This window comes from Bacillus sp. YC2, from assembly GCF_019891195.1.
Taxonomy (GTDB): Bacteria; Bacillota; Bacilli; order Bacillales; family Bacillaceae; genus Bacillus.
Genome location: NZ_JAHXDO010000004.1, coordinates 196,735 through 212,977 on the forward strand (window position 1 = coordinate 196,735; position 16,243 = coordinate 212,977).

Genomic DNA, 16,243 nt, shown 5'->3' on the forward strand with positions numbered 1-16,243 from the left:
CTGGGTTTTTGGGTATGCAAATAGGGAATAAACAAAAAGGATGGCATCTTCGCGAAGTTTGTATTATAATAAAAAATTGTGATAAAATGTTTATTTTTAGGTTTAAGCTTAGTGTGATACGAATAAACTATTACGGGTAAGATGTCAAGAAATACTCCCGGAAATTTTTCGACAAACGCTCAGAATAGATCTGCAGTCATGGAGCATATGCGATTTCGCTTGTTTTTATGCAGGAGATTGATGGAGGGATGGAGAATTAGTCTTCTAAATGAAAAAGAAAAGACGATTTTTGTCGATGCAGACGCATGCCCTGTAAAAGAGGAAATATTGCTTATTGCATCGCAATTCAGCGTTCGGGTTGTTTTCGTCGCATCATTTGAACACTATCAGCTTTCCAGAAACAAAGACGAGAATTGGATATACGTCGATCCTCATAAAGAAGCGGCTGATTTATATATCGCAAACCATGTGCGGCCGGGAGACGTCGTTGTTACGCAGGATATTGGTTTAGCTTCCCTGCTTTTGAACAGAAACGTTACCGTTTTATCAGAAAGAGGCCGTTCTTATACGGAAGACACGATTGACTTCGCTTTGATGAGCCGTCATATGTCAGGCAAACTAAGAAGAAGCGGCATCTATTCCAAAGGACCTAAAAAATTAAATAAAGAAGATCGGGAACGATTTGTTACCCTGCTTAAAAAAATCCTGTCGAATGATGAAGGGATTTCAAATCAAAACATCGAATAATGTACGACGGAGTGTTATAAGATGGGAAACCGCATACCAGACGAAGTAGTAGATCAGGTGCAGCAGTCGGCAGACATTGTTGAAGTCATAGGTGATTATGTCCAATTGAAAAAGCAAGGCCGCAACTACTTTGGGCTCTGCCCGTTTCACGGGGAAAACACGCCTTCGTTTTCTGTATCGTCCGACAAGCAAATTTTTCATTGCTTCGGCTGCGGAGCTGGCGGCAACGTTTTCTCTTTCTTACGGCAGATGGAGGGCTATTCATTTACGGAAGCCGTTTCTCACCTTGCGGATAAATATCAGATTGATTTCCCTGATGATATAACGATTCACTCTGCATCCCGGCCGGAATCTTCCGGAGAGCAAAAGATGGCTGAAGCTCACGAGCTTCTTAAGAAATTTTACCATCATTTGCTAATAAACACAAAGGAAGGCCAGGAAGCGTTAGATTACCTTTTATCAAGAGGTTTTACGAAAGAGCTCATAGATGAGTTTGAAATCGGCTATGCGCTGGATTCATGGGATTTCATGACGAAATTCTTAGCAAAACGGGGTTTTAAAGAAGAGCAGATGGAAAAAGCGGGCCTTTTGATCAGAAGGGAAGATGGGAGCGGATATTTTGACCGTTTCAGAAACCGGATTATGTTTCCTATCCATGATCATCACGGAGCTGTGGCAGCTTTTTCCGGAAGAGCGCTCGGGAGCCAGCAGCCGAAATATATGAACAGCCCGGAAACGCCGCTGTTTCATAAATCAAAGCTTCTGTACAACTTTCACAAGGCGCGCCTGCCGATCAGAAAGCAGGAAAGAGCCGTACTGTTTGAGGGATTTGCGGATGTCATTTCCGCTGTCAGCTCGGGCGTGAAAGAGAGCATCGCCACAATGGGCACCTCGCTTACAGAAGAGCATGTGAAGATCCTGAGAAGGAACGTTCAGGAGGTTATTCTCTGTTACGATTCGGATAAAGCCGGTTATGAAGCTACGCTGAAAGCGGCAGATCTGCTTCAGAAAGCCGATTGTAAAGTAAGAGTGAGCATGATGCCTGACGGGCTGGATCCTGATGATTATATCAGAAGCCGGGGCGGAGAAAAATTCAAGACCGAGATCATTGAGGCAAGCGTCACGGTCATGGCTTTTAAAATGCAATATTTCCGGAAAGGGAAAAACTTATCTGACGAAGGAGACCGGCTGGCTTACATGAAAGAAGTGCTGAAAGAGATCAGCGCTCTTTCCGGGTCGCTTGAACAGGAAATGTATGTGAAGCAGCTCGCATCCGAGTTTTCTCTCTCTGAAGAATCGTTAACAGAACAGCTTTCCATCTATTCGAAACAAAACACATCGGCCGCAAAAAACGCCGAAACGCAAACGAGACGGGCCCGGATTACGACAAAAGCGAAACAGCGGCGTCTGCGTCCGGCCTACGAGAATGCGGAAAGACTTCTTCTTGCTCATATGCTTAGGGACCGAAACGTTATCAAAAAAGTAATTGAACGTGTCGGCTTTGAATTTAACATTGACGGACATCGTGCGCTGGCCGCATATCTGTACGCTGTGTATGAAGAAGGCGCTGAATTGACGCCGCAGCATCTCATGGCAAAAATGCAGGATGAGGAAATCAGCCAGCTGCTTTCAGATATATGGATGCTCCAAATAAACGAGGAGCTGACAGAGGCCGAGTTATCCGATTACGTAAAAAAAGTGTTGGATCACAGAAAATGGTCAATGATAAAGGAAAAAGAAGCAGAACGGGCAGATGCAGAGAGACAGAAAGACTTTCTAAAAGCTGCGTCTTTGGCTCAAGAAATTGTCTCATTAAACCGATCATTAAAATAACAGTAAAAAGAGGCACAGCGTTCAGGTTGGCAATGATTCCTTGCGGAGGAGCAAATAGATCGCTTTACCTCACCATGAATTGTCATTTATTATCCGCTGCTACCCGCATGCTGAAAAAAAGATAATGCTCTGGGGACGGATAAGAAACATACCGCTTTTAGAATTCGTTGCAAGCTTTGGAAGGAGGGATCCATAATGGCTGATAAACAAACCCACGAAACAGAAACAGAACTCACATTAGACCAAGTAAAAGACCAGTTGACAGAAGCCGGGAAAAAACGTGGCGTTTTAACATATGAAGAAATTGCTGAACGCATGTCCAGCTTTGAAATTGAATCAGACCAAATGGATGAGTATTATGAATTTTTAGGAGAACAAGGTGTTGAATTAATTAGTGAAAATGAAGAAACAGAAGATCCTAATATTCAACAGCTTGCCAAAGCCGAAGAAGAATTTGACCTTAATGACCTCAGTGTACCGCCTGGTGTAAAGATCAATGATCCAGTCCGTATGTACCTAAAGGAGATCGGACGGGTAAATCTTCTTTCTGCTAAAGAAGAAATCACCTATGCTCAAAAAATAGAAGAGGGTGACGAGGAATCTAAACGCAGACTGGCTGAAGCAAACCTTCGTTTAGTTGTCAGCATTGCTAAACGGTATGTCGGCCGCGGCATGCTTTTCTTAGACTTGATCCAAGAAGGAAACATGGGTCTCATGAAAGCTGTCGAAAAATTTGACTACCGTAAAGGATATAAATTCAGTACGTATGCAACTTGGTGGATCAGACAGGCGATTACACGCGCCATCGCTGACCAGGCGAGAACGATTCGTATCCCTGTTCACATGGTTGAAACCATCAACAAATTAATCCGCGTGCAGCGCCAGCTTCTTCAGGATTTAGGCAGAGAGCCTACACCGGAAGAGATTGCCGAGGACATGGATCTTACGCCTGAAAAAGTACGTGAAATTTTAAAGATTGCTCAAGAGCCTGTTTCTTTAGAAACGCCGATCGGTGAAGAAGACGATTCACATCTCGGTGATTTTATTGAAGACCAGGAAGCGACGTCTCCGTCGGATCATGCGGCATATGAGCTGTTAAAAGAGCAGTTGGAAGATGTGCTGGATACGTTGACAGATCGTGAAGAAAACGTGTTGCGTCTCCGTTTCGGGCTTGATGACGGACGTACAAGAACGCTGGAAGAAGTCGGCAAGGTATTTGGAGTAACGAGAGAGCGTATTCGCCAAATTGAAGCAAAAGCGCTTCGTAAATTGAGACATCCAAGCAGAAGCAAACGTCTGAAGGATTTTCTCGAATAGAATGGAACGGGTCTTTTTGATCCGTTCTTTTTTATATAAAAAGATATATGGATAATATACCTTTATTTTACTGGATAAGCATATGTTTTGCAAATGGGCTTTGGCTAAAAAGCAGTGTGTCTGGAGGGGAATGTTTGTGAAAGTTTATTTATATTCTTTATTGTAAGCGTATACAATTCATTATACAATAGAATAAAGATAAATTTGGATAAACAAATCAGTTATTTTTCTTTTTTGTATAAATTGTGAAATCAATGAAATTGCTTTGCAAATCCATTTACTTTTTGTAAAAATAAGTTAGAATTAGAAGTGTTTACATAGGGGGAGAATGAAAAAGGGGGATGGAGACATGAAATGGAATCCGCTGATTCCTTTTTTACTGATTGCGGTGCTTGGAATAGGTTTGACTTTCTTTTTGGCTGTAAAAGGAAATGGGGATGCGCACCAAATCGCAAGCGGCGGTGAAAGCAAGACCGATGAAAAAGAAACTGCAAACGCTTCACCTGAAGAGATTTATAAAGCGAACTGTATTACCTGCCACGGCGAAAACTATGAAGGCGTGTCGGGGCCAAACTTAAAAGGCGTCGGAAAAAGAAAAGATGTCGCTGCTATTAAAACAAGAATTGAAAAAGGCGGCAACGGAATGCCCGCAGGACTCGTCCCGGCCGAAAAACTTGACGATATGGCGAAATGGGTATCAGGGATTAAATAATCAGCCGGCAGGCCTCCTGTAAAAGACATATGAAAAACTCTATCCGCCGCTTGGATTCCGGGCGGTTTTTTTATATGATAGTAGAGGAAAAAGAACATGAGAAAAGTTGTGATATTGTGAATGAAATGAAGTTATCTAAAAGATTGCAGACCGTAGCGGAGTATATCCCCCGTAATGCGGCAGTGGCAGACATCGGGTCGGATCACGCGTATCTTCCTTGTTATGCCGTTTTAAACAAAATGGCCAGCCGTGCGATCGCAGGCGAAATCACGGACGGACCGTATCTTTCTGCAAAACAGCAGGTGGAAAAACTGAACTTAAGCTCTCAAATATCTGTAAGAAAAGGTGACGGGCTCAGCGTCATTGAAAAAGGAGAAGCCGACGCCATTACAATCGCGGGTATGGGAGGAGCGCTTATCGCCCATATTTTGGAGACGGGAAAAACAAAATTAACGGGGCGTGAACGGCTGATTTTGCAGCCGAATATTCATGCCGTTCATATAAGAGAATGGCTTTATCGGGAAGGCTATGAACTTATCGATGAAGCGATTCTTGAAGAAGACGGAAAGTGTTATGAGGTGCTCGTCGCAGAATCCGGGGATCGGGATGCGCCGTATCAAAATATGACAATGCCCGCGGGAATGCTGGCGGGACCGTTCTTATTAAAAGAAAAAAATGAAGTTTTCATCAAAAAATGGAGTCAAGAGCTTACGCATACAGAACATATTTATGAACAAATCAGCATTGCTGCGAAAGACGGGCAGAATCATGAAAAATTAACTGAACTGAAAGAGCGTATCGCTTTGTTAAAGGAGGTTATCGGACATGCCTAAACATATTAACGGACAAGAGATCATTCAGTTATTTGAACAATTTTCTCCGAAGGCTTTGGCGGTTGAAGGAGATAAAATCGGTTTGCAAATCGGGAGCCTGAATAAGCCGGTGAAAAATGTGATGGTCACACTTGATGTTCTGGAAAATACAGTGGATGAAGCCATCGAAAAACAGGTCGATTTAATTATCGCCCACCATCCGCCGATTTTCCGGCCTCTTAAACAGATAACGACTGATCAGCCGGCCGGAAGACTGATTGAAAAATGTTTAAAACATGGTATCGCCGTATATGCGGCCCACACAAATCTGGATGTGGCTGACGGCGGTGTGAATGATCTGCTTGCAGAGGCTCTCGGCCTTACAGAAACAGAAGTGCTTGTTCCGACATATACGGACCCGCTTAAAAAGCTTGTCGTGTATGTGCCGAAGGACTATGAAGAAGCTGTCAGAACGGCGCTTGGCAATGCGGGAGCCGGACATATCGGCAATTACAGCCATTGCGCGTTTTCTTCCGAGGGAATCGGCAGCTTTAAGCCGCTGAACGGAGCTAAGCCGTTTATCGGCCACACAGGAGAATTGGAGCTTGTCCATGAAGCAAGGATCGAATCCGTTTTTCCCGCCAGTTTAGAAAAAGCCGTCGTGAAAGCGGTAGTGAAAAGCCATCCTTACGAAGAGGTGGCATACGATATTTATCCTGTAGAGCAGTCTCCGCTTGAAAAAGGACTCGGACGCATCGGCAAACTCCAGCAAGACATGACGCTTCAGGAATTCGCATTGTTTGTCAAAGAGAAGTTTGACGTCAACGGAGTTCGCATGGTCGGCGAGCCTGACAGCACGGTTAAAAAAGTAGCGGTGCTCGGCGGAGACGGGAATAAATATATTTATCAGGCAAAACGAAAAGGCGCAGATGTTTACGTGACGGGTGATCTTTATTTTCATGTGGCGCATGACGCGATGATGATGGGATTAAACGTCGTTGACCCGGGACATTACGCTGAAAAAATCATGAAAAAAGGCGTAGCTGACAAGCTAACGACCATGGCCGGGGAGAAACATTACGAGGTGCGTATTTTTGCTTCGGAAACAGATACAAATCCATTTACCTTCTTATAAAAAAAACTGAGGCGGATGCCTCAGTTTTTTATCTTTACTTTCGGAAGAATTTTTTGGAGCGGCACATTATGCTCAACGCCCCAAGTTGATTCATCGTTATGATCAAATTGTTCTAAAAAGCGGATCACTTCTTTTGTAATCGGCGTCGGTGTGGACGCGCCTGCGGTAACGGCGACTGTATGAACGCCTTTGAGCCAATCAAGCTTTAGTTCACTGAGGTCTCCGATCCGGTAGGCTTTTGTCCCTGCGATTTCTTCTGACACTTGGGCGAGTCTGTTTGAATTGTTGCTTTTCGGATCGCCGACGACGATCGTTAAGTCCGCTTTTTTTGCTTGCTCTGATACGGCTTCTTGGCGAACCTGTGTTGCCAGGCATATTTCCTGATGGTATTCCACATGAGGATACTTTTCCTTGACCGTTTCCATAATGTCATGGACGTCCCATTGTGACATTGTCGTTTGGTTCGTGACGATTAATTTTTCTGCCTGGATATCAAGATTCCTGACATCTTCCTCCGTTTCAACGAGATGAACGATTTCAGGCGCGACGCCGACGGCTCCTTCAGGCTCAGGGTGTCCTTTTTTGCCGATATAGATGACGTGATAGCCTTCCGCTTTTACTTTTAAAATTAAGTCATGTGTTTTCGTAACATCGGGGCATGTCGCGTCAATCGTTACAAGCCCTTTTTCTTCAGCGGCTTTCCGTACTTCGGGAGACACCCCGTGAGCCGTGAAAATGACGGTTCCTTTGTCCACCTGCTTTAAAATCTCCAGACGGTTTGTACCGTCCAATGTGTAAATTCCGTCTTCTTCAAATGCATCTGTAACGTGTTTATTGTGAACGATCATTCCGAGTATATATATAGGTCTTGGCAGGCTTTTATCGAGTGACGCGTTTTTGGCAATGACCATAGCATCAACAACGCCATAACAATAGCCGCGCGGCGAGATTTTGATAACGTCCAATGTAGATGTCCTCCTATCAAAAAGTGAGTGTAGAGGCAATATAAAAAGCCGTAGTTAAACGGCTCTAATTTTGCATTCTTCTGATCTCATTATAGCTAATCTTCCGTGAGATATCAAAGAATGTTAAATATATAGTTTGGGCTTCGATCTGCCTGATGTTCTTTTTGGTTTTGGCGGATCGGCTGAATCAGCCGCTGACGCTTCTTTTTTTTTCGAGGCTGAAGCCTGCGCTGATGCTTTTTTTGATGTTTGTTTTGTTGTTTTAGAAGAGGTGCTTGATTTGGCATCGTCATCTGTCTCGGACGTTTTTTCTGTTTCGTCCTTTTCGTCTTTTTCTGCTTTTTCTTTTGTTTCGTCAGTTTCGTTCTCTTTCTTTTCTTCAGTCTCATCATCATTGCTGCTTAATTGGCTGTACAGCTTCATCATGGCGGGCAGATTCCGGACTAAAGGACCGTACTGCTGTATCATTGGCGTAACCTGCTGGGCCATGCCGAGCACCTTTTGAACGTTGCCAAGCATACTTGACAGTGACGCCGGACTGGCTAAATTCTGAATACCTTGCAGGCCTGCACCTGCGCCCCCGCTTGCCGCGGCTGGTGCGGACGCAGCACCGCCTCCCGAACCAGGCAAAAACTTAGACAGCATTCCTTTTAAACCTCCGCCCGCGCCGCCGTTTGTTACGCCTGCACCTGTAATCTGCTGCTGAGGGAAAAACTGCCGGGCTGCCATAGAAGCTCCTCTACCCATCATCCGCGGGTTCATCATCTGTCGGCCCTGCTGCGCTATATTTCTCATCGGCTGCTGTGGAAACATACTTGTACCTCCTTTCTGTCTCTCTGTATTACAATATGCATCGAAGGGGGCATTTGCTTTTCAGTCTCAAAAAACAGGTACCCCCAAGACATGGTGTTTTTAAGTGAAATCGGTTATAATGTGATGATGGACACATAATGTGCCGCTTTAAGGAGCTGGGAAAAATGAAAGAAACGAAATTTGAGCTATATAACTTAAAACCGTTTATTATAGATGCAGTTCACCGCCTCGGTTTTTATGAACCGACAGATATTCAAAAACGGCTGATACCTGCTGTATTGAAAAACGAAAGCGTAATAGGGCAATCCCAGACGGGAACAGGGAAAACCCACGCTTACTTATTGCCTCTATTGAACCGGATTGATCCGAGTTCTGACGTTGTACAGGCTGTCATTACAGCGCCGACGAGAGAGCTTGCCAATCAGATTCATCAGGAAGCGCTGAAAATTACTCAGGGTGCAACAGACCAGCCGATTCGGTCAAAATGCTTTATCGGCGGGACAGACAAACAAAAATCAATTGACAAATTGAAAACACAGCCTCATCTCGTTGTCGGGACACCGGGCCGCATTGCGGATCTCATTAAGGCACAGGCACTGAATGTTTACAAAGCGGAATCCCTTGTTATTGATGAAGCTGACCTCATGCTTGATATGGGATTTTTAGCAGACGTTGATTACATTGGTTCCCGCATGCCTGAAAACTTGCAGATGCTCGTTTTCTCGGCTACGATTCCAGAAAAGCTGAAACCGTTTTTGAAAAAATATATGGAGAATCCGAAATACGCGCATGTAGAGCCGAAAAGAATCACTGCAGATAAAATCGAGCATGTTTTAATTCCTTCCAAACAGCGTGATAAGGACAAGCTGCTTTTTGACATGATGTCACATATAAACCCTTATTTAGGCATTGTTTTTGCAAACACGAAAAACACCGCTGACCATATTGCGCGGTACCTGACGGAAAAAGGGATGAAGATCGGCCTCCTGCACGGAGGATTAACGCCGCGTGAGCGTAAAAAAGTCATGAAACAGATTAATGATCTTGAATTCACATACGTGATTGCAACGGACCTTGCAGCCAGAGGGATCGACATTAAAGGCGTAAGCCATGTCATAAACTATGAGCTTCCGGATGATCTGGATTTTTATGTCCACCGTGTCGGAAGAACGGCCCGTGCCGGCTCTTCAGGACAAGCGCTGACCATTTATGAGATTTCTGATGAGGACGCGCTCGTCAGACTTGAAAAAATGGGCATCGAGTTTGACTATGCAGAGCTTGTAAACGGCGAATGGAAAAAAGGTGATGACCGCCATCGCCGTAAAAAACGGAAAAAGACGCAAAATGAAGCTGACCAAATCGCTCAGCGCCTTGTGAAAAAGCCGAAAAAAGTGAAACCGGGCTATAAAAAGAAAATGGGCTACGAAATGGAAAAAATTAAAAGAAAACAGAGAAGAAACCAATCTAACAAAGGAAAGTAGGGGAATCGGGTTGCTGAGAATAGGTTCGCACGTCTCGATGAGCGGAAAGCATATGCTTCTTGCCGCAAGTAAGGAGGCCGTCTCATACGGGGCGAATACGTTTATGATTTATACGGGCGCACCCCAAAATACGCGGCGTAAAAAAATAGAAGACCTTAATATCGAGGCTGGCCGCGCCCATATGAAGGAAAACGGCATCGATGAAATTGTCGTGCATGCGCCTTATATCATTAATATCGGAAACACGACAAACCCGGCAACATTTGAGCTGGGGGTTGATTTTCTCCGTTCTGAAATTGAAAGAACGGCAGCGATCGGCGCAAAGCAAATCGTGCTTCATCCGGGTGCCCATGTCGGAGCGGGAGCAGAAACGGGCATAAAAAAAATCATTGAAGGTTTAAACGAAGTCATTGAACCGAATCAAAATGTTCAAATTGCACTCGAAACAATGGCAGGGAAAGGGTCTGAATGCGGCAGAAGCTTTGAAGAGCTTGCCGAGATTATCGGAGGCGTCACGCACAATGAGCATCTTTCCGTTTGTTTTGACACATGCCATACACACGATGCGGGATATGACGTTGCCAATGATTTTGACGGCGTCCTGAATGAATTCGACAAAATCGTCGGCATCGACAGGATTAAAGTGCTTCATGTCAATGACAGTAAAAATGTCAGAGGGGCGAAAAAAGACCGGCATGAAAATATCGGCTTTGGAGAAATCGGTTTTGACGCTCTTCAATATATCGTTCATCATGAGCAGCTTGCCGACATTCCGAAAATCCTTGAAACACCGTATGTAGGCGAAGATAAGAAAAATAAAAAACCTCCATACGGTTTTGAAATTCAAATGCTGAAAGAAAAGCAGTTCGACAAGGAGCTGCTCGAAAAAATATTGGCTCAATAAGAAGGAGGGACAACTGTCCCTCCTTTTTTAACTTGTGAATTGATTGAAAAGTTCGTCAACTTTCCGGGCTGTTTCTTTAGAGGTTATCGTTTCCACTTTTTTCAGCAGCCGTAAGCGCTCCTGCTCATCAAAAATATTAATGTTTTTACCGTGCATCAGTTCCGCAACTTCCGCAGCTTGGTTTCTTGTAAGACTGATGCCGTATTGCTTAGAATACTTCAGCAAATCGTCTGCAGTGACTTGATTGAGCCGCTGCAAAATAATTCTTTGAATTAAAATCATCGGCAATTTCACCTCTTTAGAGATAATGTATTGAGCAAATCATTAAAATGTTACAACTTTTAATGGTAAAATAGAGATATATACTATTTAAAATAGTTATTACAGGAAAGGAGATTTTATGTCCCCAAATAAACAACATAAAAAAGAATCATTTTTACGCTTTATCTTCAGGGTCATTATGATTCTGATCGGGGCGGGTTCAGCCGCTGTAAGTATTGAATTGTTTCTGGTCCCTAATAATTTTATCGACGGAGGCATTATCGGTGTTTCATTAATTTTAGACCACCTCTTTATGTCCAATCCCCTCCTCAATTTCGCTTTATTCGTTGTTTTACTCAACATTCCATTTATGATTTTCGGGTATAAATATATCGGAAAAACATTTCTAATCTCTACAGTTATCGGAATTGTCGGATTAGCTTTAATTGAATCCTCTTTGCACCATGTGGAAGCGATCACGACCCAGCCGATTTTGGCGACGGTATTCGGGGGGCTTTTGCTCGGTTTCGGGGTAGGCCTTGTCATCCGAAACGGAGGCTCGATGGACGGTACGGAAATACTCGGTATCCTTCTCACGAAAAAGCTGCCCTTTTCAGTCGGGGAATTCGTTATGCTCATCAATGTGTTTATTTTTATCTGGGCCGGTTTTGTGTTCGGTCCGGAGCAGGCAATGTATTCTTTCATGACTTACTATATTGCCATGAAAACGATTGATGCCGTCATCCAGGGGCTTGATGAAACGAAAGCAGTCATTATTGTTGCAGAGCAATATGCTGAGATCTCAGATGCTATATTGCACCGGCTTGGACGGGGAACTACTAAGCTTCAGGGAAAAGGCGGATATACAGATGAAACGAAAGAAGTCATTTATGCGGTTGTGACAAGGCTGGAAGTGACGAAACTGAAATCCATTGTTTTTGAAATCGATAAAAATGCGTTTATTACGATTATGAATACCCATGAAACCAGGGGCGGCAAGTTCAAAACTGCGATCCACTAGGGCTTTCATTTACTTTTATTAATTTTATAGGTATAATTTTATACATCATAAGAAAATGGCCTGCTGATCAGCTGCCATTTTCTTTTTGGAGCGATATGTGAAGTAAAGGGGAGGTCCTCATGAACGTACAAGAAGCGTTGAACCTGCTGAAAGAAAAAGGGTATAAATATACGAGCAAGCGTGAAGACATGCTTCAGCTTTTTGCTGATTCTGATAAATATTTGACCGCAAAAAACGTGCTTGCCGCATTAAATGATGACTATCCGGGTTTAAGCTTTGATACCATATACAGAAATCTTTCTTTATATGAAGAGCTCGGCATATTGGAAACGACGGAACTTTCCGGAGAAAAACTGTTCCGTTTTACATGCTCTTACACCCATCACCACCACCATTTTATCTGTTTAACCTGCGGGAAAACGAAGGAAATTGAGTCCTGTCCGATGGATAAGCTTCACGATGATTTGGAAGGATATGAGATCAGCGGCCATAAATTTGAAATTTACGGGACATGTCCTGCGTGCCGATAAGAAAAAACCTCCTGCCTCAGGAGGTTTTTTTATTATACAGAGGCTCCGTTTCTCAGCTTTTTACCCGCTGAAGGCTGTGTTTGTTTTGATCTATCCATGAAACGGCTTCAAGCCAATTGTTAACCCTGATAATATTTGAATCGATGGGGAGCTGATTGTAAGGGGAGTCAAACAGGATCACCGGAATGCCGGCTTCTTTTGCGATCATCGTGGCGTTGCCGTGGTGATCTTCAAAAAACAAATCAATGCCATGCTTTTTGACAGCTTCCACTTTATGATGTCCGCCGACAAGCTCGACATGGTCATAGTGAATGTCACGGCTTGTGAACCAGTCTAATGTCACATCCGCCAAGTGATCGCGTCTTGCCGTAATATATATGAGACGGTGCTCTTCTTTCAGCCCGTCCAGCGCTTGTTTGGCGAAATCCGCAAGTTTTGCTTCTTTATAAATGGCTGCTTCATGGACATTCATCCAATCCCAAAATTCCTCTGTCGTAATCTTCAGCAGCTTAGTCAAATCATAATCAGTCATATCATCCAAAGTAATGGAAAGGTGAAATGAGCGGTTTAAATAAGGGACAAACGTATCCTGTGCCGTAATCGTGCCGTCAATATCTATACCTAAACGTAACATGTCCACACTCCTATATTTTCATCCCTTTCAGTGTAACATAAACAATTAACAATAACAGAAAAGTTTAGCAAACATGATTCCGGAAAAAAGGTGAAAACTAAAAAAGCTCCTTTAATAAAAGAGAAGGGGGAATTGAAGGTGGCATACGATTACGAAAAACGCGAAGGCAACAACTATTATGTGGACCATGGTTCTGAAGGTACTGATATAACGCGTGATGTTTATTCAGAAGAAACAGCTGCTGAAATCGCAGAGCCTTACCGTGCTTCTGACCGAATCAGCGACCGCGATGATGACCGCGGCGACACAAATGTAAATGAAGGTCGCGGGATAGGGTACGCAGCATTAGCCCTTTCGATCATCTCACTGTTTGTGCTTCCTGTTTTATTAGGGGCATGCGGCATTATCGTCGGCTATATCGCCAGAAGAAGAGGCGCAGGCGCTTTAGGCGGCTGGGCGATGGGGATCGGTATCGTTTCCCTGGTGCTCGGCATCTTTATCACACCGTTTTTCTAACACAAAAAGGCTTGACGGATATCCGTCAAGCCTTTTGTGATTCCTGCTGTAATTTTGCTTTTTCAGCTTCAAGCTTTGCGTAGTGTTCTTCAGCAAGCTTGTCAATTTCTTTTTTCAGCTCTTCGACCATTGTTTCCTCAGGAACTTTGCGGACGATTTCGCCTTTGCGGAAAAGAAGTCCTTCGCCGCGGGCGCCGGCAATGCCGATGTCTGCTTCTCTCGCTTCTCCGGGACCGTTTACGGCGCATCCGAGAACCGCCACTTTGATTGGTGCTTTTACCTTAGAGATGTATTCTTCCACTTCATTTGCGATGCTGATCAGATCAATTTCAATCCGTCCGCATGTCGGGCACGAAATAAGCGTGGCAGCGTTTGAAGCAAGCCCGAATGATTTTAACAGCTCTCTGGCCACTTTCACTTCTTCAACCGGGTCGGCGCTTAAGGAGATACGCATTGTATTTCCGATTCCTTTGCTTAAAATAGCCCCCAGTCCGGCCGCGCTTTTTACCGTTCCGGCAAACAGCGTGCCTGATTCTGTGATTCCAAGGTGAAGCGGGTAATCAAAAGCCTTTGCCGCTTTTTCATACGCTTCAATCGCAAGGTTAACGTCAGATGCTTTCATGCTGACGATGATGTCATGAAAGTCAAGGTCTTCCAGAATTTTAATATGATGAAGCGCACTTTCAACCATTCCGTCAGCAGTCGGATAGCCGTATTTTTCTAAAATCCGTTTTTCTAAAGAGCCTGCGTTAACCCCGATCCGAATCGGAATTCCTTTCTCTTTCGCCGCTTTTACGACGGCTTCCACTTTTTCGCGGCGGCCGATATTTCCCGGATTGATTCTGATTTTGTCAGCGCCGCCCTCAATCGCTTTTAATGCGAGCTTATAATCAAAATGAATATCCACAACGAGGGGGATGGAAATTTGTTTTTTAATATCCGCAATGGCGTTAGCAGCGCGTTCGTCCGGGCATGCCACCCGCACGATTTGGCAGCCGGCTTCGGCTAAACGGTTGATTTCCGCCACTGTTGCTTCTACGTCGTGCGTTTTTGTCGTCGTCATGCTCTGAATGACAACTTCATTATTTCCGCCTATTGTTAAAGGTCCCACTTTGACGGGACGCGTTTTTGTACGATGGGTGATTTCACTCACTTGTCAATCGCTCCTTAATTGTAGTTACCGCTTTTAAGTCAGTCCTCATACGTTTTCAGGCAACTTCTATTTACATGTTATATTGTAACAGTGTATTTGCCGAACTGACAAGAAATTAACGTTTAATTACGGTAGACAGGGAATTTATAAGCCGCACCGGCTTGAATGGCATTTGCTTTTACATTCGGATTCAGCGCTTCGAAATCTTTTACGATATCGTCAGGCGTTTTGTTTGCGCCGACTATCGACATGACCGTATCCCCTTTTTTGACAGTGACCGTTTTGTATGCCGTGTCCTGTTTTGCCGGCTGTGCGGCCGCTGCGTACACAGGAAGGTCTTGAGAGGGGATGGTTCCGATTTTGAGATCGTAAAATATAATAAACATCACAAATAAACTGCCGAAAACAAAGGTAAAACGCTTCATATCATCCGCCTCCCGCATACGTTTTACTTCATTGTATGCTTGTCCCATTTTGTTCATGACAAAATAAGACTGCCTAGAGGCAGTCTCCGTTTAAACAGATGGTTTTTTTGACGGTATCTCTTTTAAGACGAGAAACAGGATGATAAAGTTTACAAACCAATTTACTATAAATTCACTCGGCACCGTAATGACAAGCGCCCGCATAATGGTAAAAAATATGGTGGAGAGCGTAATTGAATATGCCGATAGCTTCCAAAGCTGCTGATAGTTCAGTGTTTTTCTTTGGGCATTTTTCAAAAACAGGCCGATGACGGCAAGGAATGATACTTCAATAAATTTTCCGGCGGCAGTAATGATGTATAACAATATGGAAAGAACAGTGACAATCATTGTTTTATTCTGATTTAAGGCTGACATGATCTCTTTTTTTGTCAGATCCGCCGGCATTAATGAATAATTCATTTCTGTCGCCTGTCCGTCTATCGCGAGCACCATTTTATTTTTCAGAATGCCGATTGCGTTTTGCTTAGCTTCTATTTGTTTAGTGCCATAGGCATCTGTTGGGTCAAACACCATGACAAATCCGTTTGCTTCAGATTCCTTTGGTGCGGCCGCATTGGTTTTTAATTCTCCGTTTGAAATCGTGAAATCAGGGAAATCTTTCTCTAACACGGTTTTGAAACCGTTCATTGAGTTCACGGTGCCGGAGCAAAGGTAGTACGCGCTCGGAGCCGTAAAAAGGAGAGACAGCAAAAATACGTAAAGGATCGCTTTTCCTATCCCCTGAAATCGTGTTTTTGCAATATCTCTCGGAGAGTATGTACTTTTTAATAAAGCCGTAAATATGTTCAACATCTTCACTTCCTAGCCTAAACTGGTATATGTTGCTTATTGTATCGTTCACCGGGGTTGAACACAAGTGAGAGTATTTAAAGCAGGATAAGGAATCATACATAATAAGAAAAAGCAGTCAGAGGAGGTTTT

General features: G+C 43.8%; 18 protein-coding genes. 11 read left to right on the forward strand and 7 right to left on the reverse strand.

What is annotated here, in order from left to right; all coding sequences use genetic code 11:
* Positions 1-240 precede the first annotated feature (240 nt).
* The 6 genes from KY305_RS09295 (at position 241) to KY305_RS09320 (ending at position 6,556) form a co-directional block, all read left to right on the forward strand.
* Positions 241-747: a YaiI/YqxD family protein gene (locus KY305_RS09295; RefSeq protein ID WP_223062279.1), complete on the forward strand. Its 507-nt coding sequence runs from the start codon at positions 241-243 to the stop codon at positions 745-747.
* A gap of 21 nt (positions 748-768) precedes the next feature.
* A complete protein-coding gene (gene dnaG, locus KY305_RS09300; RefSeq protein WP_223062280.1) occupies positions 769-2,580 on the forward strand; it encodes a DNA primase in 1,812 nt (603 codons plus the stop codon).
* 195 nt (positions 2,581-2,775) lie between these two features.
* Positions 2,776-3,897 (forward strand): RNA polymerase sigma factor RpoD, encoded by a 1,122-nt coding sequence (gene rpoD / locus KY305_RS09305; RefSeq protein WP_214798376.1) that lies wholly within the window; start codon positions 2,776-2,778, stop codon positions 3,895-3,897.
* Positions 3,898-4,246: 349 nt separating this feature from the next.
* Entirely contained in the window at positions 4,247-4,609 is a 363-nt protein-coding gene (cccA, locus tag KY305_RS09310; protein WP_214798379.1) for a cytochrome c550, read from the forward strand.
* Between the two features lie 182 nt (positions 4,610-4,791).
* Positions 4,792-5,442, forward strand: a complete 651-nt coding sequence (locus KY305_RS09315; protein WP_316252442.1) for a tRNA (adenine(22)-N(1))-methyltransferase — start codon at positions 4,792-4,794, stop codon at positions 5,440-5,442.
* Positions 5,435-6,556 (forward strand): Nif3-like dinuclear metal center hexameric protein, encoded by a 1,122-nt coding sequence (locus tag KY305_RS09320; RefSeq protein ID WP_223062282.1) that lies wholly within the window; start codon positions 5,435-5,437, stop codon positions 6,554-6,556. The genes KY305_RS09315 and KY305_RS09320 overlap by 8 nt, the downstream gene beginning before the upstream one ends.
* A gap of 20 nt (positions 6,557-6,576) precedes the next feature.
* Here the strand turns inward: KY305_RS09320 and KY305_RS09325 are convergent, their stop codons facing one another.
* Complete coding sequence (locus tag KY305_RS09325; RefSeq protein ID WP_223062283.1) at positions 6,577-7,521, reverse strand: 4-hydroxy-3-methylbut-2-enyl diphosphate reductase; 945 nt, start codon at positions 7,519-7,521, stop codon at positions 6,577-6,579.
* Between the two features lie 123 nt (positions 7,522-7,644).
* Positions 7,645-8,334, reverse strand: coding sequence for a YqfQ family protein (locus tag KY305_RS09330; RefSeq protein ID WP_223062284.1), 690 nt, complete (start codon positions 8,332-8,334; stop codon positions 7,645-7,647).
* Positions 8,335-8,498: 164 nt separating this feature from the next.
* On the opposite strand from KY305_RS09330, the gene KY305_RS09335 reads away from it, so the two are divergent.
* Both KY305_RS09335 and KY305_RS09340 read left to right on the forward strand, forming a co-directional pair.
* Positions 8,499-9,815: a DEAD/DEAH box helicase gene (locus KY305_RS09335; RefSeq protein WP_223062285.1), complete on the forward strand. Its 1,317-nt coding sequence runs from the start codon at positions 8,499-8,501 to the stop codon at positions 9,813-9,815.
* Between the two features lie 10 nt (positions 9,816-9,825).
* On the forward strand, positions 9,826-10,719 hold the full coding sequence (locus tag KY305_RS09340; protein ID WP_223062286.1) for a deoxyribonuclease IV: 894 nt from the start codon (positions 9,826-9,828) through the stop codon (positions 10,717-10,719).
* Between the two features lie 27 nt (positions 10,720-10,746).
* Here KY305_RS09340 and KY305_RS09345 read toward each other — a convergent pair whose 3' ends face one another.
* Complete coding sequence (locus KY305_RS09345; protein WP_223062287.1) at positions 10,747-11,001, reverse strand: DUF2624 domain-containing protein; 255 nt, start codon at positions 10,999-11,001, stop codon at positions 10,747-10,749.
* Positions 11,002-11,119: 118 nt separating this feature from the next.
* Between KY305_RS09345 and KY305_RS09350 the strand changes: the two genes are divergently transcribed.
* Together KY305_RS09350 and zur are read left to right on the forward strand one after the other, a co-directional pair.
* Positions 11,120-12,001 (forward strand): YitT family protein, encoded by an 882-nt coding sequence (locus KY305_RS09350; RefSeq protein WP_223062288.1) that lies wholly within the window; start codon positions 11,120-11,122, stop codon positions 11,999-12,001.
* 119 nt (positions 12,002-12,120) lie between these two features.
* A complete protein-coding gene (gene zur / locus KY305_RS09355) occupies positions 12,121-12,531 on the forward strand; it encodes a zinc uptake transcriptional repressor Zur (RefSeq protein ID WP_003153018.1) in 411 nt (136 codons plus the stop codon).
* Between the two features lie 52 nt (positions 12,532-12,583).
* On the opposite strand, the gene KY305_RS09360 is transcribed toward zur, so the two are convergent.
* Positions 12,584-13,165 carry a hypothetical protein gene (locus tag KY305_RS09360; protein WP_223062289.1) on the reverse strand — a complete coding sequence of 194 codons (582 nt, stop codon included), beginning with the start codon at positions 13,163-13,165 and terminating at the stop codon, positions 12,584-12,586.
* Between the two features lie 132 nt (positions 13,166-13,297).
* Between KY305_RS09360 and KY305_RS09365 the strand changes: the two genes are divergently transcribed.
* Positions 13,298-13,681 carry a DUF308 domain-containing protein gene (locus tag KY305_RS09365; protein ID WP_214798411.1) on the forward strand — a complete coding sequence of 128 codons (384 nt, stop codon included), beginning with the start codon at positions 13,298-13,300 and terminating at the stop codon, positions 13,679-13,681.
* 25 nt (positions 13,682-13,706) lie between these two features.
* Here KY305_RS09365 and ispG read toward each other — a convergent pair whose 3' ends face one another.
* From ispG to KY305_RS09380, 3 genes are all read right to left on the reverse strand, one after another.
* Positions 13,707-14,825, reverse strand: coding sequence for a flavodoxin-dependent (E)-4-hydroxy-3-methylbut-2-enyl-diphosphate synthase (gene ispG / locus KY305_RS09370; protein WP_223062362.1), 1,119 nt, complete (start codon positions 14,823-14,825; stop codon positions 13,707-13,709).
* A gap of 131 nt (positions 14,826-14,956) precedes the next feature.
* Positions 14,957-15,259: a LysM peptidoglycan-binding domain-containing protein gene (locus tag KY305_RS09375; protein WP_223062290.1), complete on the reverse strand. Its 303-nt coding sequence runs from the start codon at positions 15,257-15,259 to the stop codon at positions 14,957-14,959.
* Between the two features lie 90 nt (positions 15,260-15,349).
* On the reverse strand, positions 15,350-16,114 hold the full coding sequence (locus KY305_RS09380) for a DUF1189 domain-containing protein (RefSeq protein WP_396021516.1): 765 nt from the start codon (positions 16,112-16,114) through the stop codon (positions 15,350-15,352).
* Positions 16,115-16,243: the final 129 nt, after the last annotated feature.

Bases quoted from the DNA above. Each gene is read 5' to 3' on its own strand.
- KY305_RS09330 (WP_223062284.1), bottom strand. From the start codon at position 8,334: ATGTTTCCACAGCAGCCGATGAGAAATATAGCGCAGCAGGGCCGACAG.
- cccA (WP_214798379.1), top strand. From the start codon at position 4,247: ATGAAATGGAATCCGCTGATTCCTTTTTTACTGATTGCGGTGCTTGGA.
- KY305_RS09375 (WP_223062290.1), bottom strand. From the start codon at position 15,259: ATGAAGCGTTTTACCTTTGTTTTCGGCAGTTTATTTGTGATGTTTATT.
- rpoD (WP_214798376.1), top strand. From the start codon at position 2,776: ATGGCTGATAAACAAACCCACGAAACAGAAACAGAACTCACATTAGAC.
- KY305_RS09345 (WP_223062287.1), bottom strand. From the start codon at position 11,001: ATGATTTTAATTCAAAGAATTATTTTGCAGCGGCTCAATCAAGTCACT.
- zur (WP_003153018.1), top strand. From the start codon at position 12,121: ATGAACGTACAAGAAGCGTTGAACCTGCTGAAAGAAAAAGGGTATAAA.
- KY305_RS09360 (WP_223062289.1), bottom strand. From the start codon at position 13,165: ATGTTACGTTTAGGTATAGATATTGACGGCACGATTACGGCACAGGAT.
- KY305_RS09295 (WP_223062279.1), top strand. From the start codon at position 241: ATGGAGGGATGGAGAATTAGTCTTCTAAATGAAAAAGAAAAGACGATT.
- KY305_RS09380 (WP_396021516.1), bottom strand. From the start codon at position 16,114: ATGTTGAACATATTTACGGCTTTATTAAAAAGTACATACTCTCCGAGA.
- KY305_RS09350 (WP_223062288.1), top strand. From the start codon at position 11,120: ATGTCCCCAAATAAACAACATAAAAAAGAATCATTTTTACGCTTTATC.
- dnaG (WP_223062280.1), top strand. From the start codon at position 769: ATGGGAAACCGCATACCAGACGAAGTAGTAGATCAGGTGCAGCAGTCG.
- KY305_RS09335 (WP_223062285.1), top strand. From the start codon at position 8,499: ATGAAAGAAACGAAATTTGAGCTATATAACTTAAAACCGTTTATTATA.
- KY305_RS09320 (WP_223062282.1), top strand. From the start codon at position 5,435: ATGCCTAAACATATTAACGGACAAGAGATCATTCAGTTATTTGAACAA.